The sequence below is a fragment of the Amycolatopsis sp. NPDC051061 genome (genome assembly GCF_040682935.1).
Lineage (GTDB): Bacteria > Actinomycetota > Actinomycetes > Mycobacteriales > Pseudonocardiaceae > Amycolatopsis.
This window is the reverse complement of record NZ_JBFBBZ010000020.1, coordinates 79,989-106,859: the sequence shown is the minus strand read 5'-3', so window position 1 is coordinate 106,859 and position 26,871 is coordinate 79,989. Positions and strand designations below refer to the sequence as shown.

The following is a 26,871-nucleotide window of genomic DNA, read 5'->3' as shown; positions in this document are numbered from 1 at the left end:
GAGAAGGCCCGTGCTCGACGATCTGGCGCCCGGCGACGGCAGCGGCGTCATCCTGCCCTCCGAAGGTGACGACTCCGGGCCGGGCGAACTCGTGTTCCAGTTCCCGGTGGAGATCGAGGTGCGCCTGGTCGCGCCGCACGATCCGGACGAGCTGGTGAGCACGGCGCTGGACCGGCTGACCTCTGCGTTGCAGGGGCTCACATGACCACGGTGCGCGTGCCGGTGCGGATCCGGCTGGACCTGACCGGCGACCCGGCGGACACCCACGTGCTCGACGCGGTCCGCCGGGCCGCCGTCGACGCCGCGTCCCGGGTCGCCGGCCGGGCCGGCCGGGCCGGCCGGGCCGACGCGCTCGGGGGCGCGGTCCGGTCCGGCCGGGCGCCGGAGGTGAGCGTGCGGTTCGTCGGTGACGCCGTCCCGGCGTGGGCCGCGGCGCACCTCGAAGCGAGTGCGCAGACCGTGGCGCAGACCGTCACCTCGCAGCTGCTGGCGGCGACCGCGCCGGCTCCGGCGCCGGTCCGCCTGACCAGGCGGCTGCGGCGGTTCGCCGACTTCTCGGACGTCTTCGGCGCGCTCGAGGGCCGGTACGGCGCAGGTGCGCGCCCGCCCCGGGTGCTCGTGGTCGCCGCCGACTCCGGCGGTGCCGCCGTCATGCTGTCCGTCGGCACCGGCCCGGACGGCGGGCCCGGCCTGGAGTGGGGGATCCGGCTGAACCGGTTCGTCCTGCCCGCGGACGGGCGGGACGCGGAGACCGTGCCCGGCTACGCCGTCGGGCAGGCGGACTCGTTCCACCTCGTCGCCGAAACGGCCGACGAGGGTGCGTTCCGGGCGGAGCTGGCCGCGGCCCTGGTGCGGATCTGGCGGGCCGCCGGCTCGGCCGACTCCGACCAGCGGCTCCGCGACCGGGCGAGGGAGCGGGCCAAGCGGTACCGGCTGAAGGGCGCGCTCTACGAGTACCGGTCCGGGGGCACCCCGGTGGCCTGGTTCGCCGCCCAGGCCGGGCTGGCCGACCGGGCCGGGCTGCCGCTGGTCGTGTTCACCGAAGAGGTGCCGGCCGAGACCGGCGGCGCCCGGTACGGCAGCGACTGCCCGCCGTTGCGCTACGACCCCGACGCGGCCGAGAACGCCGACCCGGACCGGCCCTACCTGCACGAGCTGGAGGTGTCCGACTGGGACACCGGCGAGTTCGGTGACGCGATCGACGTGATCACCGCCGAGCTGGACCTGCCGAAGCCGCGCTTCATCGGGTCGTTCCTCTTCGCCGCGCTCGCCGTCATCACCCGGCGCAGCGAAGGCCTGGGCCGCGTGCTGGGCACGGGCGCCCGCCAGGCCGTGCTCGGCCACCTCGTGCAGGCGCTGGAGTCGGTCAACGTCCTGTACTTCGCCTACACCAAGGCGGTCCTCGCCCGCGACAAGGCACACAAGCTGCCCTGCCCGCTGGCCGGGCAGGCCGCGGAGTGGGCGAACTTCCTGCACCGCGACTACTTCCCGGCGCGCCGCAAGGTCGTCGCGTCCCTGTTCATCGCCGCCTGCCAGGACGCCCTGCTGGAAAAGCTGGAGACGAGCGCGGCCGACATCGCACGGCGGCTGGCGACGACCGACTGGCTGCTCGGCGCCCGGGCCGTCCTCACGGTCCTGCTCGCCGACCTGCCCGAGCTGACCGAGCTGCTCGGCAAGCTGCGCGCGGCCAAGGCGCACAACGACGGCACGGCGCGGATCACCCCCGAGCCCGGCCGCAACCACCTCTCGATCGGCGGGGTCGAGGTCGTGCGCACGCCGGTGTTCCCCGGCCGGGACGTGCCGGGACGCGACCCGTTCCACACGGGTTACCGGATCAAGGACGCCCGCGGCGCGTGGCGCACGCTCGAGGAGGTCGAGGCCGCGGTGAAGTCCTTGCGGACCACGGCTCAGCTCACCGATCCGTTCCTGGAGAAGCTCACCGACATCGCCGACGTCGTGCGCCGGCTGCGCACCGCCCAGCACTTGGACCACGTGGGCGGCAAGGGCGCCGGGCGGGTGGTGACCGACGCCGTCGACGCCGAGTTCTTCGCCGTGCTGGAGGAGATCCGGAAGACGAACCAGGACAAGACCGAGGAAGCGCGGACCGACCGGATGGTCGCCTACGGGCTGGCCACCTTCGAGCCGTCCTCGGACACCGACCTCCACGCCAAGCTGACCGGCGTGCACGACCTGGCCGACAAGCGGCTGCGCGCCCTGTTCACCCGCGGCGGGGCCGGCACCTCGATCTTCGGCGACGAGCACCTCTACGTCGAGGGCCTCGCCGCGCTGACCGGGCACGAGATCGCGAAGGCCCGCTTCCGCGAGTTCTTCGAGCTGGCCGGGATCACCCTGCTGGCCGTGTTCTTCCCCGAGGTGGCGTTCGTCATCGGGTTGTTCCAGGCCGCCGAAGGCGTCCACACCGCCCACGAGCACGCCGACCTGCAGCGGTCGCTGTTCGGCGGCGACGACATCCTTTCGCGTGCGCAGGTCGAGGCCGAGCTGGCCGGCGCGTGGCTGCAGGGCTTCCTGGCCATCGCGCCGGAACTGCCCGCCGTGGTGCGTGACGGCATCGCCGGGATCCGGGCGCTGGCCAAGCAGGAGCTGACCGAGGCCACCTCGGCGGCGTTGCGGCGCAAGCTGACCGAGGTGGCGGGCCACCTGGCGGCGATCACCGCGGAGCGCTTCGTCGTGAGCTTCCTCGCGCAGCTCACCGCCGGCTACGTGCTGAACCTCGCACTGTCCGAAGTGGTCGGTGACTTCGCGGCCGCGGTCGCGGCCGACTACCGGACCGACGGCACGGTCCCGGGCGCGGAGATCACCGCGCACGCCGCGCGGACGATGGCCGCCGCGGTGGCCGCGAGCTCGGGGGCCGGATCATGACGCCCCGCGCCCGGGTCGTCATCGATCCCGCGGCCGCGGCGCGGGTGAGCGCGCGGGTGCGCGAGTTCCCGCGGCTGCGCGAGGCGGTCGAGAACATCTCGAAGGCAGCCAGGATCCCCGAAAAGCTCGTCGCCGAGCACCTCGACCGGTCGGTGCTGCGGGCCCTCGAGCGGCTCGGCGACCAGTACGTGAGCGAGATGGGCGCGGCCGTCGAGCAGGTCGGCCGGCTGCGGGAAGTGGTGGACGGCTACTACAAGCGGGCCTTCGGCCGTCAGCTGAAGGCCGAGGAGATGGCGGGCCTGCGCGAGGCGCTCGAGCGGCTGCGCAAGACCAGTCTCGAACTGGTCCCACCGGACGTCTGGGCCCAGCGCCGGCTGGGAAGCCACCCCGAAGGACCCGTGGCCACCCCCGACGCTCCACCGGTGCACGACCCGCTCGCGGGCGCCGACGACTTCGACGTGGACGCCCACCGCCTCGCCGGAGCGCCGCTGCCGCAACCCGCGCCGGCCGCGCCGCGCTGGGCGACGCGCCGCACGGCTCAGCGGATCGACGCGCTCCCCGAGCACCTGCGCGGGGCGGTCCGGCGCGCCCGGTTCCTCCGGGCGTCCACTGTGGACGCCGCGCTGGAGGGCCGGCCGGGAGCGACGATCAGGATGCTGGAGGAGCTGAACGGCGTGCTGCGGCCTCAGGAACTGGCGCAGGTGACCGAGGGGATCGGCATGGTCCGCACGCCCGACGCGCAGTACGCGCTCGGCGGCGGCCTGCGGGGCGCCCGTCCACCGGATCCCCACGCGCAGGCCGCCTACCACGTGCTGCCGGCCGGCGAGCGCGCCGTGCTCGACCGGGTGGCGGCCGCCGACCCCGAGTTCGTGCGGGCCATGGCGCTCGGCGAGGAGCGGCCGGGCGAGGCGCAGGGCACGCGGGTTCCGTGGCGTCCGCCGGAGATGGACCGCTTCGCCGCGGAGCACGGGCTCGGTCCGGCCGAGCGGGCGGACCTCGAACGCGCGCTCATCGCGCTGAACCGGGCGCGTGAAACGGAGCGCCGGGCGGGGGAAGCCGGTGTCGGTGCCTCGCCTGACGCCCGTTCTCGCGCCGTGCAGCTCGACCGGCAGGTGGCGGCGCTCGGCCTGCCCCCGACCGGGAAGATCGCCGAGGCCCTGCGGGGTTCCGCGCTGCTGCGCGACTTCGGCACGCGCAACCCCGGCCACCTGTTCGAACTCGCCGGCGCCTGGCTGGAGAAGGCGGCGAGGGACGAGGGCAAGCCGCTGGTGCCGCTGGAGACCTACGTCCGCGACGTGATCATGAACACCCACGTCCGCGGCATGGCCGGCGAGTTCGGCGCGGTGTTCCAGCTGGGCAAGGACGTCCTGGTGCTCAAGGCGCCGGACATCGGCGTCACGGTCGGCGGCACCGACTTCATCGTGCTGGTCAAGGGCAGCAAGGAGATCTGGCTCTGTGACAACAAGACGCTGTCCCAAGCCGGGCTCGGCGAGGTGAGCAGCCTCGTGGAGAACATCGGCAAGAACCTCGACAAGGACGTCCGGCTGCTGGCCGAGCGCGTGCGGGACCTCCCGAACCCGCTCACCGGCGAAGCGTCCGGGGTCGGGGCGGCGCTGGCCCGCCTCGCCAGGGCGAACGACGAGGTCCGGGCGATCCTGGCGCCGTTGAACGAGAAGCAGATCGCCACCCCCGAGGTCCAGGCCCGGGTGGCCGCGGTCCTCGACCGCCCGGACATCGGCGTCCGCCGGGTGATCACGAACGCCGGAGGCGAGCTGAGCTACCTGCAGCAGCGCCTGCTGGACATGAAGGTCGACTTCGCCGACCTGCGATCGGGTTTCGCCGAGATCCAGGCGGGGCTGCGGAAACCGGGCACCGGTTCCACCGGAGAGGGAACACGATGAGCTTCTTCGAACCGTACCTGCACACCCCGAGTGCCGTGCTGTCCGACGGCATCGTGCCGGTGCCGCTGTGGGCGGTGACCCAGCTGTCGATCGACTCGAGCTACTTCGTGCCGCAGGTCGGCGGGACCCGCCGGCGGGTCGCGGTGGTCAGCCACGACGACTCGCTGTCGCTGAGCGCCGTCCTGGTCGGACCGCTGCGCTTCACGTGGAAGGTCGCCCTGGAGAACCTCGCGGAATCCAGCCGGCAGGGCACCGCGCTCTCCCGGGTCACCGGCGGCTCGCAGGGCGGCCTGGTGCTGATCACCACCGCCACCATCCGGACGGACCTCGCGGTGCAGTCGTTGACGTTCGCGCAGAGCGCGCAGCGGCGCGACACCCTCGACGTGACGATCCGGCTGCTGCACCTGCCGCGCCCGGGCAGCCTCGCGAAGCTGCTCGACGTCTCGTCGATCGGCGTCGGCGCACTGACCGACGCGCTGCCGGTCTGAGGGGAACGACATGCCCAGAACCTTGCCCGCCCTGATCAGCCGCCCGCTGCAGGCCGTCGTGCCGCCGCCGGCGGACCCCCGCACCCAGGTGGTGCGCCAAGAGCTGACCGCCGGGCTGCCGGCCCGGATCGACCTCGACGCCGCCCGCGGCTTCGTGCTGGCGGTGCCGCTGGGGGTGGCGCGCGCGGTGCTCGCCGCCGACCCGTCCGCGGTGGTGTTCAGCACCGCCGAACCCGGTGACAGCACGGTGTTCCGCGACGACGGCGCCGCGTGGCCCCGGCTCACCCTGGTGGTCACCGGCGCGATCGGGACGACGGTGCCGGTGGTGGCCGGCGTGCCGGTCCGCCTGGCCGGCTCGACCGGGCCGGCCGCGGTCGAGGTGACCGTGGAGGAGCTCGTGCTCACCGCCGGCACGCTGCGCAGCCCCGGCCGGTTCGGCAGCCGGCTTTCCCTGCGCTGGCGCGATCTCGCGCTCGGCGCGGACGACGGCCCGCCCCACCCGCTGGGCGACCCCGGTGTCCCGGTGTTGCTGTCGCAGCTGTGGGAGGAGATGTGATGACCACCTTCCCGGGCTTCACGTTCGAGACCGGCAACGCGGTCGTCCCCGGCACCGTGCCCGCGTGGGCGTTGGTGTTCCGCAACGGCGACCGCGACACCGAGCTGTGCACCCTCGGCAGCGACGCCTACAGCGGCTCGGTGTCCGCCTCGCTGCCCGTCGGCCTGACCGGCGGCAGCTACGAGATCGTCGTCGAGGGCATGACGGCGGAGGACTACCGGAAGATCAGCTTGCCGGCCGGGACTCCGCTCGACGCCTCACTGCACCTGTGGTGGAAGGACGCCCCGACCGGCGTGCTCGGCGGGCTCGCGAAGTTCACCGGGCTCGACAATCCGCTGTCGGCGACCACACCGGAGCCGCCGAAGGGCAGCTTGGTCGCCGAAATCCGGATCGACCGGCTGTCGCGGCGGCCCGGCCCGCGGCGGATGGACGTCGCGGTGAAGGGCCGCGAGCGGGTGGTGGCGCGGCTGGCCGAGCACCGGGTGGACGGCCGCTGCTTCAAGGAACGCGCCGACGCGAACGGCCTCCAGGTGGCGGTGGAGAGGGTCGCGGCCGACATCGTGCCCGTGGTCGGCCACGGCCTGGGGGCGGCGCAACCGACACCGGGCGTCCGGAACTACGCCGCCGTGCCGCCGGGGAGCGCGCTGGACGCCCTGCACGAGCTGAGCACGCAGGTGCAGGCGGCGCTCGGGCTCTACGGCCAGGAGATCGCCGTGATCCGCGACGGGACCGTGCACCTGGGCAGGTGGACCGCGAACGGGACCACCCCGCGGCTGGACGCCAAGCGGCCCATGGACGACGAGAGCGGCCTGCTCGCCATCGAACGCGGCGCGGACCTGCCGCGCGACGTGCGGATCCCGCCCGGGTTGTTCGGCCCGAGGCCGCCGCGGCGCACCTTCTCCGTGACCGCGTTGGGCCGCCCGGACCTGAAGCCGGGGGACCAGGTCTCCCCGGTGCTGCCGCCGGAGGACTTCGAAGTCGCCGAGCCGCCGAGCATCGGCGCGACCCTGCTGACCTCGCTGCCGAACCTGCCGGCCGGCGTCGCCAACCCGGACGTCGACGCATCGGTGTGCCGGATCAGCGAGGTGCGCCACGAGATCTCACGGGAGAAGGGCTTCCTCACCACGATCCGCGCGGTCGTACTGGTCGGCGAGGACGACGGCTGGGACGAAGTCGCGCCCGGCACGGCGAAGGAGGCGAAGCAGGCCCGGCAGGCCGGGGTGCCGTTCGCCGACAGCGCGCACGGCGCGGCCAGCACCATCAGCGACGTCATCGGCGACCTGACCGCCCGTACCTTCGGCGTGACGCGGTCGCGGCCCGCGGTCGTCCACGACCACACCGTCTCACCCGACACACCCCGGCACACCAGCGAGGTCTGGCACGCCGACACCGCTCCGGACGGCCTGCCGCAGGCGGCGCAGCGCACTCCGATCACCGCCGACGCGCACGCGGAACTGACCCAGGTGCCGTACGTGACGCCGTTCGCGTGGGGCAGCTACGGCCTGGTGCTGCCGCGCTACCCCGGCACCCGGGTGGTGCTGGCGAACGTCGGCGGCAGCTCCGCCGACTTCGTCGACGTCGGCGCGGTGTGGCCGCCGGACGCGGGCCCGGAGGCCCGGCCCGGGGACTACTGGCTGGCGCTGCCCGTCGCGGTCGAAGAACGAGAGCACCTGGTGGACCCCGACCGGCAGACGCCGGACGACGGTCCCGCGACCCACGACCTCGTCGACGGCGACGGCACCCGCGTCATCGAGACCGCGCGGTTCGTGCTGCGGGTGACCGACACCCTCACCCGCGTCCCCGGCCGGCCGGTGCCCGACGACGAGCTCGGCGACGGCACGGTGCTGATCGAGAGCCGGTCCGGGGACAACGCCGCGCGGATCGTGTTGCATGCCGACGGCAGCGTCTCGATCAGCGCGAAGTCGATCACCTTCGACGCCGAAGAGCAGATCAGCCTCAACGCCAAGGACGTCCGGGTGAAGCTCGACGGCGGCACCATGGACGTGAGCTGATGGCCGCGCCGATCACCGTCAAGGGCTCGTTCACCTGCCGGCACGACGGCACCGCGTCGCCGACGGCCGGTGACCCGCGGCTCACCGTCGGCGGCGACAAGGTGGTGCTCTTCGACGGCGCCACGACCTTCGGGCCCTATGCCCGGTGCGGTGCGCCCACGCCACCCGGTGTCTGCGTGGCCACCACGACGCTCCTGCCGAACCCGGGGCGATCGAGTCTGCTGACGGTGGGGACCAACCCCGTCCTGCTCGACTCCGTCCAAGCCAGTTCCACGCCCGCGGCCGTACCGCTGAAGTCCGTCGCCGCCGGGCAGTCCGTTCTCACCGCCTCGTGAAGGAGCTCCCATGACCTCCCTGCCTCCGCCCCCGACGCCCCCGGGCGCCGTGCCGGGCGACGACTCCGCCGCGCGCCGCCGCGCGCTGCTCGGCGTCGGCGTCCGCGCCGACCTGGTCGACACCGCCGACACGGCACGCGATTTGGTGTTGCGCAGCACCGGAACCGGCGTCGACCTCGATCTCGTGGACGGCGTGGACGCGCTCTGCCAGGACCTCTCGGTCGGGCTGACCACGCTGCGCGGCAGCGACCCGTTCAACCTGCGGTTCGGGTTCCTCGGCCTGACGCCGATGGTGGACCAGACGTCCCCGGTGCTGGCGCGGGAAGGACTGCGCAGCGCGGTGGTGGAGATGGTCGCCGCCGACCCGCGGGTGCGCCGGGTGGTCGACCTGTCCGCGCCGTCGCCCACCGGTGACGTCGCGTCCCGCCGGCTCGACGTCACCGTCTCGTTCGAGGCGGTCAGCGGCGACCCGGCCACCTTGAACACCGGCGGCCTCGCCTCCGGCACGCCGTTCGGGGTGGTGGCGCCGTGAGCGACGAAACCGCCATCGACCTGACCGACGTCCTGGCCATCGACGAGACCGTCACCCGCTCCAGCGGCAGCGCCGGCTTCGGCGTGACCCCGGCGGGGTTCCTGCCCAAGCCGTTCTCGCGCCTGCTGGCCGAGAAGATCGCGCTCGCGCAGCAGCTGATCGACCCGGCCATCGACCTCTCGAGCGGCAGTGTCGTGCGCAAGCTGCTGGAGGTCACCGCCCTCGAGGACGCCCGGACCTGGGCGGCGCTGGCGGCGGAGTACGACGACAGCTTCGTCAGCACGGCACGCGGTCGCGCGCTGTCCGACCTCGGCGAGGAGCTCGGCGTCGCCCGGCCGTTCCTCACCGCGAACGGTGCCGTCACGCTGACGCTGGCGAAGGCGCTGCCGTCGAGCGTCCCGAAGCTGGTGCTGCCGCGGGGTTCGCGGTTGTCCACGCCGGGCGGGCACCGCGTCGCGCTCGCCGCCGCGGTCCAGTTCACCGCCGGGGTGAGCACCGCCGTCGTGCCGGTGACGAGCTTCGACCCGGGCCCGGCCGGCAACCTCGACCCGGCCGTGACGGACGCCGGCGGCGGGCACCCGCAGCGGATCGACCGCTGGGAGATCGCCGACGCGAAACTCGAGGCGATGATCGACGCCGACGTCGCCGCGGGCTTCCTCGCCACGGCGTCGTCGATCGGCCAGGGCCTGGTCCGCGTCCAGCACACGCAGGCGCTGACCGGCGGCAACGCGCAGTTCGACGACGACCGCTACCGGGCGCTGCTGCTTGCCGCGCCGAGGTCGCTGTGGACGGCGGACTCGATCGCGGCCACGGTCGCGCTGGTCCCCGGCGTGCGGCAGGTCGCGGTGCGCGACGGGTGGGGCGGGCTCGACCTCTCGCAGTCGATCTTCGGGCAGTTCGCTTTCCTGGAGCGGCTGTTCGCGGCCGACCGCGACCTGTCGTCGCCGTTCTTCGTCACCGTTCTGGTCGCGCCGACCGAAGCCGCGGTCTGGGACGGCCCGGCCGGGTTGCGCGCGGCCGTGCAACAGGCGATCCGCGACGTCCGCCCGGTCGGGATCTTCCCCGACGTGGCGCGGGCCGAGCAGGTGTTCTTCACGATCCAGGCGGACGTGGTGACCGCGGGCCTGCCGTTGCCGTCCGGGTCCGTCGCCACCCGCAACCTCAGCCCCGGCGCGCTCGCGCTCAAGCAGCGGCTGGCGGCCCGCTTGCGCGGGGTGGTCGACGGGCTCGCCCTCGCGGAGCCGGTGCGGGCCGCCGCGCTGTCCGCGGCCGTGATGGCGGAGCCCGGCGTCGTCGACGTCACCGGGCTCCACCTGATGCGCTTCCCGTTCTCGGTCGACGCCGTGGGGTCCGGCGGGGAGAGCGACACCTCGCCCGACGTGCTCGACCTGGACGAGAACCTCGTCGTGGGCGCCGACCAGATCGCGGTCTTCGTCGAGTCCGCCGGCCGATTGACGGTGCGGTGAGCCATGACGAAACCCGTGACGACCCCTTCGCTGCTCGACCCGGCCCACCTCGGCGCCGGCGTGCTGGCCGCCGCGGCGGCCGAGCTGATCGGGCCGCTGGCCCCGGCGGCCACCCCCCGGCCGCTGACGCTGCGCCCGTCTCCGGGCGGGCCCACCGGACAGACCGAAGCCGTGGTCGACTTCACGACCCGGCAGCCGCTGGTGCTGTGCACCGTACTGTCCGATGTGGACGCTCAGGGGCTGACGATCCTGCCCGCGCCGAAGTCCGGGAAGGAAGCCCCGCAACCGCTTCCGGTGGTGACGTTCGCGCCGCACACCGCGGCGGGCACGGCGCTGGTCGCCTTCGTGCCGCCCGTGGGGAAGGGGGAGCTCGCCGCGCCGTTCACCCTGCTGGCCCGCGGGATCCGCGGCGGCGAGCTCGGCGTCGGGCTCAGCGCGGCGCAGCTGATCGCCGCCGTGCGGTTCGACCTGGTCGACGGGGTGCTCGGGCGGCTGCTCACCGTGCTGCTCGACGAGAAGGGCCGGACCCGGCGCACCGCGCGGCAGATCCGGGCGATGCGAACCCTCGAAGGGGCGAGCGGTGACGCGCTCGACCGCCTCGGCGCCGACCTGTCCTGCGCGCGCTTCTCCGACGAGCTGTTCTGGGACGCGGACGAGCAGACGCCCGCCACCCGCCCGCTCCAGCCACCCGGCACCCGCGAGGACGACGCGTCCTACCGGGCCCGGCTGCGGGTCCTGCGGGGCGTGCGGCTGCCGAGCACGCCGTGGATCGACTCCGCGCTCGACGGCTTCCTCGCCGACGTCGGCGAGACGAGCACTGTAACCGTCGACGAGTCGGTCGACCCGCAGCTGATCGCGCTGCGGCTGGTCGCCCCGGGCGCGCCCGGCGCCATCGGCCGGCTGCTCAACGCGATCCGGCGGGTGCACCTGATCTGGCCCGCCGGCAGCACCGAAGGCGACGACGCGCACGCGCACCGCCTGCTGCCCCCGGACGTGATCGCGCGCGTCGACACCCAGCGTGCGGCGCTCGCCACCTGGCAGGTGCAACCCTTCCAGCCACTGGCGCCCACCGTGGCCGAGGCGTTGACCACGCTCGACGCCCGGTGCGTCCAGCTGGGCGCCCGGCCCTGGCCGCGGGTGCTCCGGGGACAGGACAACGCCGGCGGTTCCCGGTTCGAGCTCGGGTTCGGTGCCCAGCTCGCGGCGCCGGTCGCCGCCGAGCTCGACGCCGCGGTCAGCGCGGCGACCGCGGTGAAGGACCCGAACCTGGTGCCCCGGCCGCGATCGGCGGACCCGGCCGGGGCGTGGCTGCTGCGCGCGTGCGGGCTGCGCACGGTCGAGCGGGACGCCGACGGCACGGTGTTCGTCAGCACCACGCCGATGGGTCCGCTCGTGGTGGACATCGAGCCGGGCGCCGACGGCGACGTCCCGTTGACGTTGACCGCGCGGCTGGTCTCGCCCACCGACCCCGATCACGACGTCCCGGTGGTCGCCGTGATCACCGCGCTCGCGACCGCCCAGCTGACCCCGGTCGCGGACCCCGCCGCGGTGCTGGCGGCCGCGCGGCCGACCGCCACGGTCCCCGGGCTGGACGCCGCGCTGAACAGCCGGAGCGTGCCGAAGGTGACCGACGTCGCCGCGTTCGGCCGGCAGCTCGGCACCGTGCCGCCCCGCGAGTACGCGGTCTTCGACCTCGGCGCCGCGCGGACGGCCGCCGTGATCGCGAACTCCGCCCTGCTGAGCCCGCTGTTCACGACGGCCACCGCCGCCGGCGCGAGCAGCGTCGTCGCCCTGGCGACCGGCGCCGGGACGCTGGCGCTGGTGTTCGGCGTGACGGGACTTCCGCTGGCGGGCGCCAACCTGGCGGGTGAGCACACGCTGATCCACCGCTGGCAGGTGCGCGGGTTCGGGGACCAGCACGCCACCCTCTCGCCGAGACGCGGCGCCGTCGTCACCATCCCGCTCTTCAACAGCGGGATCAGCGTCGTGTCGTGCGTGCTGGGTCAGCACTCGGGCGCGAACGACCCGTACACGTGGCGGCCGGCGCTGCCCGACGACGCGCTGCTGACCCTGCGCCAGTACGAGCACCTGCTCAACATCGTCGAGCTCGTGACCCCCGTCGGGGTGCGGGCCGACACCTTCGCGATCCGGCGGCGGCACGTGGACGTGGACGGCTCCGGCCGGTCCACGGGCCTGAACATCGCCGCCGCCCGGGCCTACCGCCGCTACCGCCTGGCGCCTTCCGCGCGGGCAGGACAAGGAGAGAGCTCATGAGTGACGAAGCCGAGGACCAGCTCGTCTACGGCGTCCCGGCGCGCACGATCGTCGCGGCGCTGCGCGGCGCGGGCGTGCCGGAGGACGACGTCGTCGCGGTGCTGGGCCGCGCCATCGCCCGGACGTCGGCCCCCATCGCGGCGACGGCCACTCCGCCGTTCGTGTTCCAGACCAGCGTCCCCCAGCTGGCGCCCCAGTGCGAGCTGCACTTCGAACCCACGTTCACGCACCCGGACTTCGTCGACGGCGTGACCGTGGTGCAGGCCGGGGAGACCCCCACCGAGATCGGCTTCAACCGGCGGTTCCACGCCATCGAGACCGACCTGGGGGGCGTCGCCGAAGCTCTGCGCACCGTCAGCAACTGCATCAAGGAGCTGCGGCTGGAGCTGTTCGGGGTGGTCCAGGAGCTGCAGGTGAAGATCACCGCGATCGACCACCGGATCGACCCGCTCAAGGACAAGGCGGAAACCAAGGAGACGAAGGAGAAGGAGAAGGACAGCAAGGAGGGCAAGGAAAGCAAGGAGAAGGAAGGCAAGGACAACAAGGAGAGCAAGGAGAAGGACAGCAAAGAGGGCAAGGAGAAGGACCGGGGGAAGGACGGGCAGAAGGAGTTCGTCGACCTCGCCGGCACCTTCCCGCCCGGCGGGCCGGCACCCGGCTCGGCGGAGGTCGAGGGCGACGAGCGCACGTTCATCTCGCTGGCGGACCGCCCCGAGGTCGGCCGCGACGCACTGTCCGAAGAGGACAGCTGATGCTGCTCATCCTCGCCCACTCCCACGATTCGGCCGCCCGGGCCCTGGCCGCCCGGTGGGGCGGTGAAGCGCTGTTGCTCATGGTCGGCGACCTGGCCCGGTGGCGCCTCGACGTCGATCCGGCCGGCGGGGTCCGCGCCGGGCTGGCCACCGCCGAGGGCACGCCGGTCCCGGTGACGGGCGTGGTGAACCGGCTGGGCGTGCTGACCGGCGCGGATCTGCCGAGGGTGCGCCGCGAGGATCGGCCGTACGCGGCGGCCGAGCTGACCGCGTTCCTGCTGGCCTGGCTCGACGCCTGCCCCGCGCCGGTGCTGAACCCGCCCAATCCCCGGTGCCTCAACGGCCCGGCGTGGTACCCCGAGCAGTGGGCCGACGCGGCCGCGTCGGTGGGGCTGCGGGTACCGCCGGTGCACCGCGAGGTCGGGCTCGCGGCCGAGCCGCGGGCGGCCGCCCCGGAGTGGGCCGAAGGCCGCCGGGTGCACGTGGTCGGCGACGTGTGCGTCGGCGACGTGCACCCGTCGGTGGGCCGGCGGCTGGGCGAGCTGGCCCGGTTGACGGAGACACCGTTGATGACGGCGACGGTCTCCGGCCCGGGGCCGCGCGCCGAGGTGCGGGAGCTGTCGGCGTGGCCGGATCTGGCCGAACCGGAGGTGGCCGACGCCGTTTTGGCGGCGCTGGCCGGGGCAGCGGGCGGTGAGGCGGTGGCGGCTGCCGTGCTGGCCGGGGCGGCGGGTGGTGGGGTGCCCGGCCCGGCGCCGGCCGATGCGGTCGGGCTGGGTGAGTCGCTCGGCCGTGAGGTGCCGGCCGATGCGGCCGTGCTGCGCGAGGCCGCGGGCGGCGAAGCGGCCGCCGATGTGGTCGTGCCCGGCCCGGCGCCGGCCGAGCCGGCCACACCCGTCGCGCCCGATCTCGCGGTGGTGGCCCGATGACCATCCTCCTCTGGGGCCTGGTCCGGGACCAGCCGATGGCCGCGGTGCTCGCGCGGCTGCGGCGGCTCGGTGCGCCGGTGCGCTTCCTCGACCAGCGGCACGTGCTCGACACGACCGTGCGGGTCGAGGCCGGCCGGTTCAGTCGCACCTGCGTGACCGTGGCGGGCGAAGAGTTCGACCTCGATCGCGTCCACGCTGCCTACCTGCGCCCGCACGACAGCACCAAGCTGGCCGCCCTGCGCGACCGGGCGCCGTCGTCGGCCGAGTGGCGGCATGCCGCCGAGGTGGACCAGGTGCTGAACGCGTGGTCCGACCGCACCGGCGCCTACGTCCTGAACCGGCCGGAAGCCGCGGCGGGCAACGCGTCCAAGCCGTACCAGCTGCGCGCCGTCGCGGCGGCCGGCTTCCTCGTGCCGGCGACCCTGGTCACGAACGACCCGGACCAGGCCGGGGCGTTCCTCCGCGAGCACGGCGAAGTCATCGTCAAGTCGACCAGCGGGGTCCGCAGCCGCGTGCGCCGCGTCGGGCCCGCCGACGCCGCCCGGCTCGCGGACGTCGCGACCTGCCCGACCCAGTTCCAGCGCCGCGTGCCGGGCACCGACGTGCGCGTGCACGTCGTCGGCGCCGAAGTCTTCGCCGTCGAGGTGGACAGCGACGCCGACGACTACCGCTACGCCCGGGTGCTGGGGCACCGAGAACCGGTCCTGACGGCGATCGACCTGCCCGCGGACGTCTCGGCCCGCTGCCTCGACCTGGCGAAGCGGCTCGGGCTCCCGGTGGCCGGCATCGACCTGCGCCGCACCCCGGACGGCGAGTGGTACTGCTTCGAAGTCAACCCGTCGCCGGGTTTCACCTACTACGAAGCGAAGACCGGCCAGCCGGTCGCGGCGGCCGTCGCCGGGCTGCTCGCCGCGGCGGCGTTGTGCAAGGAGCCTTCCCCATGACCACAGTGGACACCGGCGCCCGGCCGGTCGAGGAGATCAGGTTCGGTGGCGCGCGCGTGTTCACCGCCGAGCTGTTCGGCCCGGCGGAGGTGGCCGAGGTTCGCGCCGCCGTCGACGAAGTGCCCTCGGGGCTGCGGCACGAAGCCGTGCGCACGCCGGGTGTCGGCGGCATGACCACGATCGGTGAGCCGCTCTACCGCAACCGCGAGCGCGTCGGCCACTACACGGCGTGCGCGCGAGCGGAAAGCCGCGCGCTCTACCGGCGCTTCCGCCTCGCCCACGAGCGGGTGGCGGCCTTCTTCGAGCACCGGTACGCGCTCCCGGTCGTGTACGCGGAGGAACTCGCCGTCCCCGGCTTCCACGTGTTCGGCTTCGACGCTCCCGGCGAGTACGCGGGCGGCAGCTGGCACGTCGACGCGCTCGAGACGCAAGCGCCCTGCCTGACGGCGCGGGCGGACGACATCACGGCGGTGGTCAACTTCACCGTGCCGTTCGAGCTCCCGGACGGGGGCAGCGGCCTCGACCTGGAGGCCGACGTCCCGGGTGCCCCGAGTGGCCGCCACGGCGGCGGTCAGCCGATCACGGTGCCCTACCGCACCGGCACGATGCTCTTCACGGAATCCGAGGTGTGGCACCGGATCTCCGGTTCCCGGTGCCTTTCCGCGGGGCAGCGCCGCGTGACCTACCAGGGCCACGGCGTGCGCCTCGACGACCGCTGGATCTTCTTCTGGTGACTCGACTTCGAGAACGGGGTGTACCCATGAAGCGAAACCGACGGCGGGCGCTGCTGGTAGCCGCGGCGATCGCCGGCTTGTCGATCGGGACCGCGGTCGTCGTGCAGGCGGCCGCGGTGCCCCGGGCCGGCTCGGGGACCGGCGGGTGCTTCGACCCCGCGGCCTTCGGCGCCGTGCCGGACGACGGCACGGACGACCGGGTGCCCGTCCAGGCCGCGATCGACGCGGCGAGCACCGCGGGTGGCGGCACGGTGTGCCTGGGCAGCGGGCGATGGCGGGTGTCCCGCGCGCCGGTGGGGTCCTACGACCGCTTCGCCGCGTTGTCGACGCACGGAGCACACGTGGCGATCGACGGCACCGGGCCGGGCACGGTGCTCGAACTGGTGGGGGACCAGCAGGCCGGTGCGGTCGCGGTGCTCTCGCTCGACCCGGGGGCGAGCGACATCACCGTGCAACGGCTCACGATCGACACTTCCGCGGCGACGAACACCGACGAGCAGACCCACGCGATCGCGATCGGCTCCGGCGTGTGCACCACGGCGAACGGGACCTGCTCGATGCCGGTCACCGACGTCACCGTGCGGGACGTCGTCTTCGCCCACGCGGCGACGCCCGGCGCGCGCAAGGGCGACTGCATCCGGCTGCTCGGCAACACCCCGGCCACGGCGGTGGAGCGGGTGACGATCTCCGGCGGGTCGTTCGTCGGCTGCGCGCGCTCCGGGATCGGCGTGCAGCGCAACGTCTTCTCGCTGGCGGTACTGGGAAACCACTTCGGCGGGCAGATCGGCGACACCCCCTTCGACGGGGAGGCCACCGGCGGCGACTGGGACGACGGCCTGCGGCTGGAAGGGAACTCCTTCGCCGGTTCGACGGTGAACTTCAGCGCTTCGCTGACGTCCTACCGGCACGCGACGATCACCGGGAACACGTTCGGCGGCAAGGGACTTTCCCTCGACCGCACCCAGGACGTCGTCGTCGCGGACAACACGTTCGACGTCACGGCGGTGAGCGGCGCCGGGGTCGTCGACTCGCAGAACGTGTCCACCGGCGACAAGATCGCCGGCAACGTCATCCGCCGGCACGGGGTGCCCGGACCCGGGATCCGGATCACGCCGCACAGCGGCGGGTTCCCGGCGCACGTGACGGTCACCGGCAACACGATCGCCGTGGACGGCGACGCGGACGCGATCTACGGCGATTCGGTGCACGAGATCGGCGTCCGCGACAACGACATCACGTTCACCGACGCCGCTCCCGACGGCTCCGGGATCACGTTGCAGGGCATCAGCGGGCCGATCGAAGACGCGACGATCACGGGCAACACGGTGGCCGGCCCGGGCCCCTACTTCGCGGCGGTGCGCCTCGACTCGCGACCCGGGGCGTTCGGCGGCGTCACGGTCGCGCTCAACTCGTCGCGCGGCGCCGCCCGGTCGCTGCAGTGCACCCAACGGGCGCCGGGCGGCTTCCCGCCGTCGATCGTCTCGACCGGCAACCGGTGGAACGTCCCGCCGACCTGCCCGGTCGCGCCGCTCCAGCCCGGTCAGTGAAGGGAGCTCGACGATGGCACGGGGAACCGACCTGCATCCGTTCTACCAGCGCGGCCTGCGCTGGGACCAAGTGCGCGACCTCGCCTTCGCGTGGGTCAAGGTGTCCGACGGCGGCGCGCCCTACACCCGCGCGGAGGGCGGCGTGGTCCACCGGCCGGACACCCACGTGGCCGGCGCGAAATTGCGGGGGATCCCCGTCGGCGGTTACCACTACGCGCAGCTCGGACCCGCTCCGGAGAAGCAGGCCGACGTCCTGCTCGGTGAGGTCCGGCGGCTCGGCGCGACCGGCGTCGTCCCCCTGCTGGACCTCGAGGCGCCGTTCCGGCCGGACCGCGTGGCGGAGACCTTCGCAACCGCCTTCTGCCGCCGGGTGGCGGCGGCGGGCTTCCGCCCGGCCGTGTACCTGAGCGCGTCGTTCGCCGCGGTCCTGCGGCCGGATCGCTGGGACGTGCCGGGGCTGGTGATCGTGATCGCCCGGTTCGGGGCCCGCCCCGAAGCGCCGGGGCCCGGCCGGTACGACGGCCGGTACGACGTGCACCAGTACACCAGCGACGGCACCCTGCCCGGCTCGGCCGGCGCCGTCGACTTCGACGAGTCCTACACCGACGACCACCTCAGCCCGGAGGACGACATGCCATTCAGCAGCGACGACTTCGCCCACCTGATGTGGGGCAACGTCTTCGACAGCACCGGAAACCGGAACTACGCCCAGTTCATCAAGGACCTCGACGCCAAGATCACCGCGCTCGGCTCCTCGCTCGACGCCGTCACGAAGCTCATCACGGACAGCTCGGCGCACCCGGTCGACGCGGACCAGCTCGCCGCCGCGCTGGAGGGCAAGCTGGTCGCCGAGCTCGTGCCGGCCGTGATCGAGGCCGTCACCCGGGCGGCCGGCACCGAAACCGCGGACGAGGTCAGGAAGATGCTGGTCGATCGCCTCGGCACCCCGGCGTGAAGCCGCCCGCGCCCGGCGCTAGCGGGGCCGTAGGGCGGACGGCTCGCCCCGGCCCAGCGCGGCGACGTGCTCGGCGAGGGTGAACGTCTCGCTGAGCGTGGCCCCCGCGTCGAGCCGGTCGATGACCGCGTTTTCGGCCTTCTTGATCGCGAGCGCTCCTTCGAGGAGGTCGCGGATCCGGTCCGGGGCCACCACGATGAGCCCTTCGCCGTCGGCCAGGACCAGGTCGCCGGGGTTCACCGTGACTCCGCCGCAGGTGACCGGCACCTGCAGCTCGCCGAGCTTTGCCGACGTGCCGGACAGCGGGGTGACGAAGCGGCTGTACAAGGGGAGTTCGCAGCTGCCGACGTAGGCCATGTCCCGGTAGCCGGCGTCCACGACGATGCCGCCGAGGGAGCGGGCCAAGGCGCCGCGGGCGAACAGTTCGCCGCCGAGGGCGATCTCGCGCGCGCCACCGTCGACCACGATCACGTCGCCGGGCGCGGCGGATTCGATGGCCCGGAGCACGCCGAGGAAGTCGTCGCGGCACCGGACCGTGAACGCGGGCCCGAAGATCCGCTGCCGCGCGGACCGAGGGCGGATCGCGCCGTGCAGCACCCTGGTCGTCTTGTCGACATCGCAGAGGGCGGTCGTGTCCACCACGAGGAACTGCTGGGCGAGCTCGTCGTTCACCGGCATCGCCCGATGCTACCCACCGCGGCTACACCGCGAGATCGGCACGCAGCGGGTCACCGCGCATCGCGCGCCACACCGCGGCCGGCGTCAAGGGCATGTCCGCGTGGCGGACGCCGAACGGGGCGAGGGCGTCCACCACCGCGTTGACCACCGCCGCCGGTGAGCCGACCGTGGCCGATTCGCCGATGCCCTTGGCGCCGATCGGGTGGTGCGGGGACGGCGTCACCGTCTCGCCCAGCTCCCACGACGGGCACTCGAGCGCCGTCGACAGCAGGTAGTCCATGAACGAGCCGCCCAGGTGGTTGCCGTCCTCGTCGAACGCGACCAGTTCCATCAGCGCCATCCCGATGCCGTCGGCGAGGCCGCGGTGGACCTGGCCCGCCACGATCGCCGGGTTGATCCGGACGCCGCAGTCGTCGACCGCGACGAACCGGCGCACCCGCACCTGGCCCGTGTCCGCGTCGACGTCGACCACGCAAACGTAAGCGCCGAACGGAAAAGTCAGGTTCGGAGGGCTGTACACGGTCGTCGCGTCGAGGTGCCCTTCCACGCCCTCGGGCAGCGCGAGGTTCGAGTGCGCCGCCAGCGCGATCTCCCGGATGGTGTGGCCGCGGTCGGGCACCCCGCGGACGAACCAGCGCCCGCGTTCCCACTCCAGGTCGCCGGGATCGACCTCCAGCATCGCCGACGCCACCTGCCGCGCGCGCTCGCGCACCTTGCGGGCCACCGTCACCGCCGCCGCGCCGGACACCGGGGTCGAGCGGGAGCCGTACGTGCCGAGCCCGAACGGCGTCCGGTCGGTGTCGCCCTGGACGATCTCGACCTCGTCCTCGGGGATCCCCAGCTCGTGGGAAACCAGCTGCGCGAACGTCGTCTCGTGGCCCTGGCCCTGGGACATGCAGGACAGCCGCAGCACGGCCGAACCCGTCGGGTGGACACGCAGCTCGGCGCCGTCGGCCATGCCGAAGCCGAGGATGTCCATGTGCTCGCGCGGGCCCGCGCCGACCGCCTCGGTGAAGAAGCTGATCCCGATGCCCATCAGCTCGCCGCGCGCCCGCCGCTCGGCTTGTTCGCGACGCAGCTCGGCGTACCCGGCCATCTCCAGCGCCAGGGCCAGCGCCCGCGGGTAGTCGCCGGAGTCGTAGCTCCACCCGGTCGCGCACGTGTACGGGAACTGCTCCGGCCGCAACAGGTTCCGCTCCCGCAACGCGGCCGGGTCGACGTCCAGTTCGCGGGCGAGCACGTCCATCATCCGCTCGACGACGTAGACCGCTTCGGTGATCCGGAACGAGCACGCGTACGCGACCCCGCCGGGGGCCTTGTTCGTGTAGACGCCGGTGACCGCGCAGTGCGCCGCCGGCAGGTCGTAGGAGCCGGTGAAGACGTGGAAGAACCCGGCGGGGAACTTCGCCGGCTGGGCGGTGCCGTTGAACGCGCCGTGGTCGGCCAGCACCCGCACCCGCAGGCCGAGCAGCTTGCCGTCGCGGGTGGCGGCGATCTCGCCGTGCATGTGGTAGTCGCGGGCGAACGACGTGCTCATCAGGTTCTCGGACCGGTCCTCGACCCACTTCACCGGTTTCCCGGTGATCATCGCGGCCACCGCCGCGCACAGGTACCCCGGGTACACGACGACCTTGTTGCCGAAGCCGCCGCCGATGTCCGGGGCCACGACCCGGATCCGGTGCTCGGGCAGGCCGGTGACCTTCGCGTACATCAGCCGGTGCGCGTGCGGGGCCTGCGCGGTCGACCACACGGTGAGCTTCCCGCTGATGACGTCGACTTCGGCGACCGCACCGCACGTCTCCAACGGCGCCGGGTGCACCCGCGGGTAAAGCATGTCCTGCTCGACGACGACGTCCGCGCGCGCGAACGCGGCGTCGCACGCCTCGGCGTCGCCGGCGGCCCAGTCGAACACGCGGTTGTCGGTGCGGCCCAGGTCGTCGCGGATGACCGGGGTGTCCGGGGACAGCGCGGTGAGCGCGTCGACGACCGCGGGCAGCGGCTCGTACTCCACTTCGATCAGTTCCAGCGCGTCGCGCGCGGAGTACCGGTCCTCGGCGACGACGAACGCGACCTCCTGGCCCTGGAAGCGCACCTTGTCCGTGGCCAGCACGGCCTGGACGTCGTGGGAGAGCGTCGGCATCCACGCCATCTCGCGCTCGGCGAGCATCGCGCCGGTCAGCACCAGCCGCACCTTCGGGTGCGCCTCGGCCGCGCTGGTGTCGACCGAGACGATCCGCGCGTGCGCGTGCGGGCTGCGCAGGACGGCGGCGTGCAGCAGGCCGGGCCGGACGAGGTCGTCGACGAAGGTGCCGCGACCCCGGACGAACCGGGCGTCCTCCTTGCGCGTCCTCGAGCCGAACCCGCCGGTCATCGCTGCCCCTCCGGGTTTTCGGCCGCCCAGCGGATGGAACGGACGATGTTCTCGTAGCCGGTGCAGCGGCACAACTGCCCCGAAATGGCTTCGCGGATGACGTCTTCGGCGGGGTCCGGGTCGTGGTCGAGCAGCCAGCGCGCGGTCATCAGCATCCCGGGGGTGCAGAAGCCGCACTGGATGCCGTGGCAGGCGACGAAGCCCTGCTGCACCGGGTCGAGCGCGGCGCCGTCGTCGAGGTCTTCGACGGTGCGGACCCGCTTGCCGTCGGCCATCGCGGCCAGCACCGTGCACGACTTGACCGGCACGTCGTCGAGCCACACCACGCAGGCTCCGCAGTTCGAGGTGTCGCAGCCCCAATGCGTGCCGGTGAGGCCCAGGTCGTCGCGCAGGAAGTGGACCAGCAGCAGCCTCGGCTCCACCGGACGGTGGTGCCGCTCGTCGTTGACGGTCACGGTGATGTCCACCTCAGGCCTCCGCGCGGGTCAGGGCGAGCGCGAGCGCGCGCGTGGTGAGGACGGCGACGAGGTGGCGCTTGTAGTCCACCGGGCCGCGCTGGTCGGGGGCGGGCCGGCAGTGCTCGGCGGCGATGGCGCCGGCCTTGGCGAACCGCTCGGCGGTGGCCGCCCCGCCGCGCAGGAAGTCCTCCGCCTCGGCGGCGACGAACCGGGGTGCGCCGACGGCGGTGAGCCCGATCCCGGCGTCGGCGACCGCATCGCCGTCCAGCGTGAGCGCCGCGGCGGCCGCGGCGACCGCCCAGTCGCCCGCCCGCCTGCCCACCTTCGCGTAGGCGCTGCCCATGCCGGGCCGGACCGGCACCCGGATCTCGGTCAGCAGCTCGCCCGGACCGACAGCGGTCTCGTACGGGCCGTGGAAGAACTCCCGCACCGGTACCGCGCGTTCGGTGTCCACGCCGCGGATCACGGCCTCGGCCCGGACGGCGGCGAACGCGGCGGAGAGGTCCTCCGACGGGTCGGCCTGGCACAGCGAGCCGCCGACCGTGCCGCGGTTGCGCACGATCGGGTCCGCGATGACGCGTTCGGCGTCGTGCAGCACCGGGAACAGCGCCCCGGCCTGGACGGAGGCGAGCAGGTCGGCGTGCCGGGCGAGCGCGCCGATCCGCAGCGTCCCGGCCACGACCTCGACCGCGGCCAGCTCGGTCAGCTCGTTGATGTCGACGAGCACCTCCGGCTGCGCCAGCCGCAGCTTCATCATCGGGATCAGGCTGTGCCCGCCGGCGATGACCCGCCCGGCCTGGCCGTACTTCTCCAGCAGCGTCAAGGCGTGGTCGACGCTGGTGGCGCGCTCGTACTCGAACGGGGCGGGCACCTGCATAGCGCCCGATCGTTCTCCGCGCGGACCGGCACCGCAACCGCCTTAAGCAAAGGGTTAATCGCGCGTTGTCGGGCCGCCGATACGGGTGAAAGATCGATTTTCACCTGGACCGACGGTGGAAGCGGGGCGCGAGATGCGGATCGAGTCCGACGGGCACAGCCGGGACAACCCGCGGCTGTACGAGCTCGTCGAGGACGCTCCGACCGGCGGCGGCAGCCCCACGGTTCACGCGTGGCCGGAGCTCGCCGACTTCTTCAAGGTCGCCGCCCGCCCGGTGGCCGGGCCGTGGCCCCCGCACCAGCGGCCCCGGCCCGACCCGACGGACGAGGCGCTGCCCGTGGCCGTGCCCGAACCCGACGACCCCGCGGAAAGCTGAGGGGAACACCGTGTACCCGACCCGGTTCCGCTACGAGGCGCCCCGCTCGCTGGACGAGGCGATCGGCCTCCTGCACGACGGCGGCGAGGATGCGAAAGTGCTGGCCGGCGGGCAGAGCCTGGTGCCGCTGCTGAAACTCCGGTTCGCCTCGCCGACGGTCCTGGTGGACCTCAACACCGTGCCCGGCCTCGACCACCACGACGTCGACGAGAGCGGGAACCTGCACGTCGGCGCGCTGTGCCGGCACGGCGACCTCGAGCGTTCGGCCCTGCTGAAGAGCACCCAGCCGGTGATGGCCGCCGCCGCGCGGCTGGTCGCCGACCCGCTCGTGCGCAGCCGCGGCACGCTCGTCGGCTCACTGTGCCACGCCGACCCGCAGGGCGACTGGGCGTCGGTGGTGCTCGCGCTCGGCGGCTCGGTCGTGGCCGCGGGCCCGGGCGGACTGCGGAGCATCCCGGTGCGGGACTTCGTGCACGGCCCGTTCCAGAACGCCCTGGCGCACGACGAGATCGTGGTCGAGGCGGTGATTCCCGCACCGCGCGGGATCCCGGGCGGCGGCTACCTCAAGCTGGAGCGGCGCGTCGGGGACTTCGCGACCGTCGGCGTCGCTGTCGCGGTCGAACGCGACGGGGACACGGTCACCTGTGCCGGGATCGCGCTGACCGGGGTCGGTGCCGCGACGATCGAGGCCGCCGACGCCGCGCAGGCGCTCGTCGGCGGACCGCTGACCGGCGACGTGATCGAGCACGCGGCCGGCCTGGCCGCGCAGGCCGCGCGGCCCCAGGGCGACCACCGCGGCTCGGCGGACTTCAAACGGCACATGGTGCGCGTCTTCGTGCGGCGCATCCTCGAAAGGGCGGCGTGAGATGACGAGCGTGCGGGTCATCGAGGAAGGTCCGGACCAAGGGGACGTCCCGACGCGACGGATCACCGTCACGGTGAACGGGCACCGCAGCGTCGTCGAGTGCGAGCCCCGGCTGCTGCTCTCGCACCTGCTGCGCCAAGGGCTGCGGCTCACCGGCACCCACCTGGGCTGCGACACCACCAACTGCGGGGCCTGCACGGTGCTCGTCGACGACCGCCCGATCAAGTCGTGCACGATGCTCGCCGTCCAGGCCGACGGGCGCGCGGTGACGACCGTCGAAGGCCTCGCGACGCCGAGCGGGCTGCACCCGCTGCAGGAGGGGTTCAAGGAGGAACACGGGCTGCAGTGCGGGTTCTGCACGTCCGGGATGCTGATGGCCGCGAAGGCGCTGCTCGCGGAGAACCCCGACCCGACCGAGGACGAGGTGCGCTGGGCGCTCTCGGGCAACCTCTGCCGCTGCACCGGCTACCAGAACATCGTCAAGTCGGTGCTGTGGGCGGCGGCCCGGCTGCGCAACGAACCGGAGGCGTGACGTGTCCCAGGCGTTGGACGAGAACAAGATCGGCGGGCTCGGCGCCAGCCGCCGCCGCGTGGAGGACAACCGCTTCCTGCGCGGCAAGGGCAACTACACCGACGACATCGTGCTCCCCGGCATGCTGCACATGGAGATCCTGCGCAGCCCGCTGGCCCACGCGCGGATCAAGTCGATCGACACCAGCCGCGCGTGGGAGATCCCGGGTGTGCGGCTGGTGCTGACCGGCGAGATGGCCGCGACCCGCAACCTCGCCTGGATGCCGACGCTGTCCTACGACACCCAGGCCGTGCTGGCCACGGACAAGGTGCGCTTCCAGGGCCAGGAGGTCGCCTGCGTGGTGGCCGACGACCCGTACATCGCCAAGGACGCGTGCGACGCGATCGACGTCGAGTACGAGCCGCTCCCGCCGGTCGTCAACCCCGAGCAGGCGATGGCCGAAGACGCGCCGATCATCCGCGACGACAAGGCCGGGCAGCGCGACAACGTCATCTACGACTGGGAAGTCGGCGACCGCGAGGGCACGGACCGGGCGTTCGAGCAAGCGGACCGGATCTCGAAGCTGCGCCTGCACTATCCGCGTTCGCACCCGTCGCCGATCGAATGCTGCGGCTCGGTCGCCGACTTCGACCGGGCGACGTCGAAGCTCACCGTCTACCTGACGTCCCAGGCGCCGCACATCGTGCGGGCCGCCGTCGCGATGATCGCCGAGCTGCCCGAGCACCTGATCCGGATCATCTCCCCGGACGTCGGCGGCGGCTTCGGCAACAAGGTGCCCGTGTACCCGGGGTACGTGTGCTCGATCCTCTGCTCGATCCTGCTGGAAAAGCCGGTGAAGTGGATCGAGGACAAGACCGGCAACCTGATCTCGACCGGGTTCGCCCGCGACATGTACCTCGACAGCGAGATGGCGCTGACGAGCGACGGCCGGATCCTCGGCGTGCGGATGAAGGCGGTGGCCGACCACGGCGCGTTCTTCGCCGACGCCCAGCCCAGCAAGTTCAAGATCGGTCTGCTGCACTCGGCGTTCGCCTGCTACAACGTGCCGAACGCCTACCTGGCCGCGCGCGGCACCTACACGAACAAGGCGCCCGGCGGGGTGGCCTACCGGTGCTCGTTCCGGGTCACCGAGGCGATGTTCTTCCAGGAGCGCATGGTCCACCAGGCCGCTCTGGACCTCGGCATCGACCAGGCCGAGTTCCGCCGGCGCAACTTCGTGCGCGACGACCAGTTCCCGCACCGCACGCCGTACGGCTTCCTGGTGGACTCGGGCCAGTACGAGAAGTGCCTAGACGTCGGACTCAAGGCCGTCGGGTACGAGGACTTCCTGCGGCAGAAGGAAGAAGCCCGGGCTCGCGGCCGCCGGCTGGGCATCGGCATCTCGACCATGACCGAACCGCTCGGCGCGGGCAACAGCCGCGAGTACGACATCCTCGGCATCAAGATGTTCGACTCGGCCGAGCTGCGGGTGCACCTCACCGGCAAGGCGCTGCTGCGGATCGGCGCGCAGAGCCAGGGACAAGGCCACGAGACGACGTTCGCCCAGATCGTCTCGCACGAGCTGGGCATCCCGGCCGACGACATCGTGGTGGAGCACGGCGACACCGACACCGCGCCGTTCGGCATGGGCACCTACGCCTCGCGCAGCACGCCCGTCGCCGGCGCGGCGACCGCGATGGTGGCGCGCAAGATCCGGGCCAAGGCACGGAAACTCGCCGCGCACCTGCTCGAAGTGTCCGAAGAGGACGTCGAGTGGGAGCTGGGCCGGTTCTACGTCCGCAGCGCGCCCGACCGCGGCGTGACGATCCAGGAGTGCGCGATGGCCGCGTACGGGAACATGCCCGACGGCATGGAACCCGGCCTGGAGAACGTCGCCTACTACGACCCGCCGAACCTGACCTGGCCGTTCGCGGTCTACATCGTCACCGTCGAGGTGGATCCGCAGACCGGCGTGTGGGACGTGCTCAACCTGGTCGCCGTCGACGACTGCGGCGTGCGGATCAACCCGATGATCGTCGAAGGCCAGATCATGGGCGGGCTCACCGAGGCCTACGCGATGGCCAACATGCAGTTCATCACCTACGACGCCGAGGGCAACTGCATCGGCTCGAACTACCTGGACTACCTGCTGCCGACCGCGTGGGAGACCCCGGGGTTCGAGCTGCACAGCGAAGTCGTCACGCCGTCGCCGCACCACCCGATCGGCGCGAAGGGCGTGGGGGAGTGCGCGGCCGTGGGCGGCCCGGCGGCCTTCGTCAACGCGGTGATGGACGCGCTCGACGACACCGGCGTGCGCAACATCGACATGCCGGTGCTGCCCGACCGCGTCTGGGAAGCGCTGCGGGACCGCCGCGACGTGTCCGGCATGCCGCCGCTCCGTACATCGGACTGAGCGGACGTCGGACTGAA

The 26,871-nt window shown here is 73.3% G+C and carries 24 protein-coding genes; 20 read left to right on the top strand and 4 right to left on the bottom strand.

Annotation, left to right across the window (positions count from 1 at the left end; genetic code table 11):
* Window positions 1-10: 10 nt before the first annotated feature.
* From AB0N03_RS26260 to AB0N03_RS26185, 16 genes are read left to right on the top strand one after another with little or no spacing between them, the layout of a single operon-like run.
* Window positions 11-205, top strand: a complete 195-nt coding sequence (locus tag AB0N03_RS26260; RefSeq protein ID WP_364376940.1) for a hypothetical protein — start codon at window positions 11-13, stop codon at window positions 203-205.
* The gene (locus AB0N03_RS26255; protein ID WP_364376937.1) at window positions 202-2,880 is read left to right on the top strand and encodes a hypothetical protein; all 2,679 of its coding nucleotides are present in this window, start codon (window positions 202-204) and stop codon (window positions 2,878-2,880) included. Before AB0N03_RS26260 ends, AB0N03_RS26255 begins: the two co-directional genes overlap by 4 nt.
* A complete protein-coding gene (locus tag AB0N03_RS26250) occupies window positions 2,877-4,781 on the top strand; it encodes a hypothetical protein (RefSeq protein WP_364376934.1) in 1,905 nt (634 codons plus the stop codon). The genes AB0N03_RS26255 and AB0N03_RS26250 overlap by 4 nt, the downstream gene beginning before the upstream one ends.
* On the top strand, window positions 4,778-5,269 hold the full coding sequence (locus tag AB0N03_RS26245) for a hypothetical protein (RefSeq protein WP_364376931.1): 492 nt from the start codon (window positions 4,778-4,780) through the stop codon (window positions 5,267-5,269). The genes AB0N03_RS26250 and AB0N03_RS26245 overlap by 4 nt, the downstream gene beginning before the upstream one ends.
* A gap of 10 nt (window positions 5,270-5,279) precedes the next feature.
* Window positions 5,280-5,825, top strand: a complete 546-nt coding sequence (locus tag AB0N03_RS26240; protein WP_364376928.1) for a hypothetical protein — start codon at window positions 5,280-5,282, stop codon at window positions 5,823-5,825.
* Window positions 5,825-7,837, top strand: a complete 2,013-nt coding sequence (locus AB0N03_RS26235) for a hypothetical protein (RefSeq protein WP_364376926.1) — start codon at window positions 5,825-5,827, stop codon at window positions 7,835-7,837. Before AB0N03_RS26240 ends, AB0N03_RS26235 begins: the two co-directional genes overlap by 1 nt.
* A complete protein-coding gene (locus tag AB0N03_RS26230; protein ID WP_364376925.1) occupies window positions 7,837-8,172 on the top strand; it encodes a hypothetical protein in 336 nt (111 codons plus the stop codon). The genes AB0N03_RS26235 and AB0N03_RS26230 overlap by 1 nt, the downstream gene beginning before the upstream one ends.
* Window positions 8,173-8,182: 10 nt before the next feature.
* Complete coding sequence (locus AB0N03_RS26225; protein WP_364376923.1) at window positions 8,183-8,704, top strand: hypothetical protein; 522 nt, start codon at window positions 8,183-8,185, stop codon at window positions 8,702-8,704.
* Complete coding sequence (locus AB0N03_RS26220) at window positions 8,701-10,170, top strand: hypothetical protein (protein WP_364376920.1); 1,470 nt, start codon at window positions 8,701-8,703, stop codon at window positions 10,168-10,170. Before AB0N03_RS26225 ends, AB0N03_RS26220 begins: the two co-directional genes overlap by 4 nt.
* 3 nt (window positions 10,171-10,173) lie before the next feature.
* Complete coding sequence (locus AB0N03_RS26215; protein ID WP_364376917.1) at window positions 10,174-12,444, top strand: hypothetical protein; 2,271 nt, start codon at window positions 10,174-10,176, stop codon at window positions 12,442-12,444.
* Window positions 12,441-13,196, top strand: coding sequence for a hypothetical protein (locus AB0N03_RS26210; protein WP_364376914.1), 756 nt, complete (start codon window positions 12,441-12,443; stop codon window positions 13,194-13,196). The genes AB0N03_RS26215 and AB0N03_RS26210 overlap by 4 nt, the downstream gene beginning before the upstream one ends.
* A complete protein-coding gene (locus tag AB0N03_RS26205) occupies window positions 13,196-14,125 on the top strand; it encodes a hypothetical protein (RefSeq protein ID WP_364376911.1) in 930 nt (309 codons plus the stop codon). The genes AB0N03_RS26210 and AB0N03_RS26205 overlap by 1 nt, the downstream gene beginning before the upstream one ends.
* Complete coding sequence (locus tag AB0N03_RS26200; protein ID WP_364376908.1) at window positions 14,122-15,069, top strand: RimK domain-containing protein ATP-grasp; 948 nt, start codon at window positions 14,122-14,124, stop codon at window positions 15,067-15,069. Before AB0N03_RS26205 ends, AB0N03_RS26200 begins: the two co-directional genes overlap by 4 nt.
* Window positions 15,066-15,803 (top strand): hypothetical protein, encoded by a 738-nt coding sequence (locus tag AB0N03_RS26195; RefSeq protein WP_364376905.1) that lies wholly within the window; start codon window positions 15,066-15,068, stop codon window positions 15,801-15,803. The genes AB0N03_RS26200 and AB0N03_RS26195 overlap by 4 nt, the downstream gene beginning before the upstream one ends.
* Window positions 15,804-15,829: 26 nt before the next feature.
* Window positions 15,830-17,350, top strand: a complete 1,521-nt coding sequence (locus AB0N03_RS26190; RefSeq protein ID WP_364376902.1) for a right-handed parallel beta-helix repeat-containing protein — start codon at window positions 15,830-15,832, stop codon at window positions 17,348-17,350.
* A 13-nt stretch (window positions 17,351-17,363) separates the two neighbouring features.
* On the top strand, window positions 17,364-18,305 hold the full coding sequence (locus AB0N03_RS26185) for a GH25 family lysozyme (RefSeq protein ID WP_364376899.1): 942 nt from the start codon (window positions 17,364-17,366) through the stop codon (window positions 18,303-18,305).
* 18 nt (window positions 18,306-18,323) lie between these two features.
* Here the strand turns inward: AB0N03_RS26185 and AB0N03_RS26180 are convergent, their stop codons facing one another.
* From AB0N03_RS26180 to AB0N03_RS26165, 4 genes are read right to left on the bottom strand one after another with little or no spacing between them, the layout of a single operon-like run.
* Window positions 18,324-18,983 (bottom strand): RraA family protein, encoded by a 660-nt coding sequence (locus AB0N03_RS26180; protein WP_364376896.1) that lies wholly within the window; start codon window positions 18,981-18,983, stop codon window positions 18,324-18,326.
* Window positions 18,984-19,005: 22 nt separating this feature from the next.
* A complete protein-coding gene (locus AB0N03_RS26175; protein ID WP_364376893.1) occupies window positions 19,006-21,354 on the bottom strand; it encodes an aerobic carbon-monoxide dehydrogenase large subunit in 2,349 nt (782 codons plus the stop codon).
* Window positions 21,351-21,821, bottom strand: a complete 471-nt coding sequence (locus AB0N03_RS26170) for a (2Fe-2S)-binding protein (protein ID WP_364376890.1) — start codon at window positions 21,819-21,821, stop codon at window positions 21,351-21,353. The genes AB0N03_RS26175 and AB0N03_RS26170 overlap by 4 nt, the downstream gene beginning before the upstream one ends.
* 1 nt (window position 21,822) lies before the next feature.
* Window positions 21,823-22,689 carry a xanthine dehydrogenase family protein subunit M gene (locus AB0N03_RS26165; protein WP_364376887.1) on the bottom strand — a complete coding sequence of 289 codons (867 nt, stop codon included), beginning with the start codon at window positions 22,687-22,689 and terminating at the stop codon, window positions 21,823-21,825.
* Window positions 22,690-22,822: 133 nt separating this feature from the next.
* Between AB0N03_RS26165 and AB0N03_RS26160 the strand changes: the two genes are divergently transcribed.
* Genes AB0N03_RS26160 through AB0N03_RS26145 form a run of 4 tightly spaced genes read left to right on the top strand, consistent with a single transcriptional unit; the run spans window position 22,823 to window position 26,854 of the window.
* Complete coding sequence (locus AB0N03_RS26160) at window positions 22,823-23,065, top strand: hypothetical protein (protein ID WP_364376884.1); 243 nt, start codon at window positions 22,823-22,825, stop codon at window positions 23,063-23,065.
* A gap of 10 nt (window positions 23,066-23,075) precedes the next feature.
* On the top strand, window positions 23,076-23,930 hold the full coding sequence (locus AB0N03_RS26155) for a xanthine dehydrogenase family protein subunit M (RefSeq protein WP_364376881.1): 855 nt from the start codon (window positions 23,076-23,078) through the stop codon (window positions 23,928-23,930).
* Between the two features lies 1 nt (window position 23,931).
* On the top strand, window positions 23,932-24,462 hold the full coding sequence (locus AB0N03_RS26150; RefSeq protein ID WP_364376878.1) for a (2Fe-2S)-binding protein: 531 nt from the start codon (window positions 23,932-23,934) through the stop codon (window positions 24,460-24,462).
* 1 nt (window position 24,463) lies between these two features.
* Window positions 24,464-26,854: an aerobic carbon-monoxide dehydrogenase large subunit gene (locus tag AB0N03_RS26145; protein WP_364376875.1), complete on the top strand. Its 2,391-nt coding sequence runs from the start codon at window positions 24,464-24,466 to the stop codon at window positions 26,852-26,854.
* The last annotated feature ends 17 nt before the right edge of the window (window positions 26,855-26,871 follow it).

Excerpts from the sequence above, each read along its gene's own strand:
- AB0N03_RS26255 (WP_364376937.1), top strand. The coding sequence starts at position 202 with ATGACCACGGTGCGCGTGCCGGTGCGGATCCGGCTGGACCTGACCGGC.
- AB0N03_RS26250 (WP_364376934.1), top strand. The coding sequence starts at position 2,877 with ATGACGCCCCGCGCCCGGGTCGTCATCGATCCCGCGGCCGCGGCGCGG.
- AB0N03_RS26245 (WP_364376931.1), top strand. The coding sequence starts at position 4,778 with ATGAGCTTCTTCGAACCGTACCTGCACACCCCGAGTGCCGTGCTGTCC.
- AB0N03_RS26240 (WP_364376928.1), top strand. The coding sequence starts at position 5,280 with ATGCCCAGAACCTTGCCCGCCCTGATCAGCCGCCCGCTGCAGGCCGTC.
- AB0N03_RS26235 (WP_364376926.1), top strand. The coding sequence starts at position 5,825 with ATGACCACCTTCCCGGGCTTCACGTTCGAGACCGGCAACGCGGTCGTC.
- AB0N03_RS26230 (WP_364376925.1), top strand. The coding sequence starts at position 7,837 with ATGGCCGCGCCGATCACCGTCAAGGGCTCGTTCACCTGCCGGCACGAC.
- AB0N03_RS26225 (WP_364376923.1), top strand. The coding sequence starts at position 8,183 with ATGACCTCCCTGCCTCCGCCCCCGACGCCCCCGGGCGCCGTGCCGGGC.
- AB0N03_RS26215 (WP_364376917.1), top strand. The coding sequence starts at position 10,174 with ATGACGAAACCCGTGACGACCCCTTCGCTGCTCGACCCGGCCCACCTC.
- AB0N03_RS26210 (WP_364376914.1), top strand. The coding sequence starts at position 12,441 with ATGAGTGACGAAGCCGAGGACCAGCTCGTCTACGGCGTCCCGGCGCGC.
- AB0N03_RS26205 (WP_364376911.1), top strand. The coding sequence starts at position 13,196 with ATGCTGCTCATCCTCGCCCACTCCCACGATTCGGCCGCCCGGGCCCTG.
- AB0N03_RS26200 (WP_364376908.1), top strand. The coding sequence starts at position 14,122 with ATGACCATCCTCCTCTGGGGCCTGGTCCGGGACCAGCCGATGGCCGCG.
- AB0N03_RS26195 (WP_364376905.1), top strand. The coding sequence starts at position 15,066 with ATGACCACAGTGGACACCGGCGCCCGGCCGGTCGAGGAGATCAGGTTC.
- AB0N03_RS26190 (WP_364376902.1), top strand. The coding sequence starts at position 15,830 with ATGAAGCGAAACCGACGGCGGGCGCTGCTGGTAGCCGCGGCGATCGCC.
- AB0N03_RS26185 (WP_364376899.1), top strand. The coding sequence starts at position 17,364 with ATGGCACGGGGAACCGACCTGCATCCGTTCTACCAGCGCGGCCTGCGC.
- AB0N03_RS26180 (WP_364376896.1), bottom strand. The coding sequence starts at position 18,983 with ATGCCGGTGAACGACGAGCTCGCCCAGCAGTTCCTCGTGGTGGACACG.
- AB0N03_RS26175 (WP_364376893.1), bottom strand. The coding sequence starts at position 21,354 with ATGACCGGCGGGTTCGGCTCGAGGACGCGCAAGGAGGACGCCCGGTTC.
- AB0N03_RS26165 (WP_364376887.1), bottom strand. The coding sequence starts at position 22,689 with ATGCAGGTGCCCGCCCCGTTCGAGTACGAGCGCGCCACCAGCGTCGAC.
- AB0N03_RS26160 (WP_364376884.1), top strand. The coding sequence starts at position 22,823 with ATGCGGATCGAGTCCGACGGGCACAGCCGGGACAACCCGCGGCTGTAC.
- AB0N03_RS26150 (WP_364376878.1), top strand. The coding sequence starts at position 23,932 with ATGACGAGCGTGCGGGTCATCGAGGAAGGTCCGGACCAAGGGGACGTC.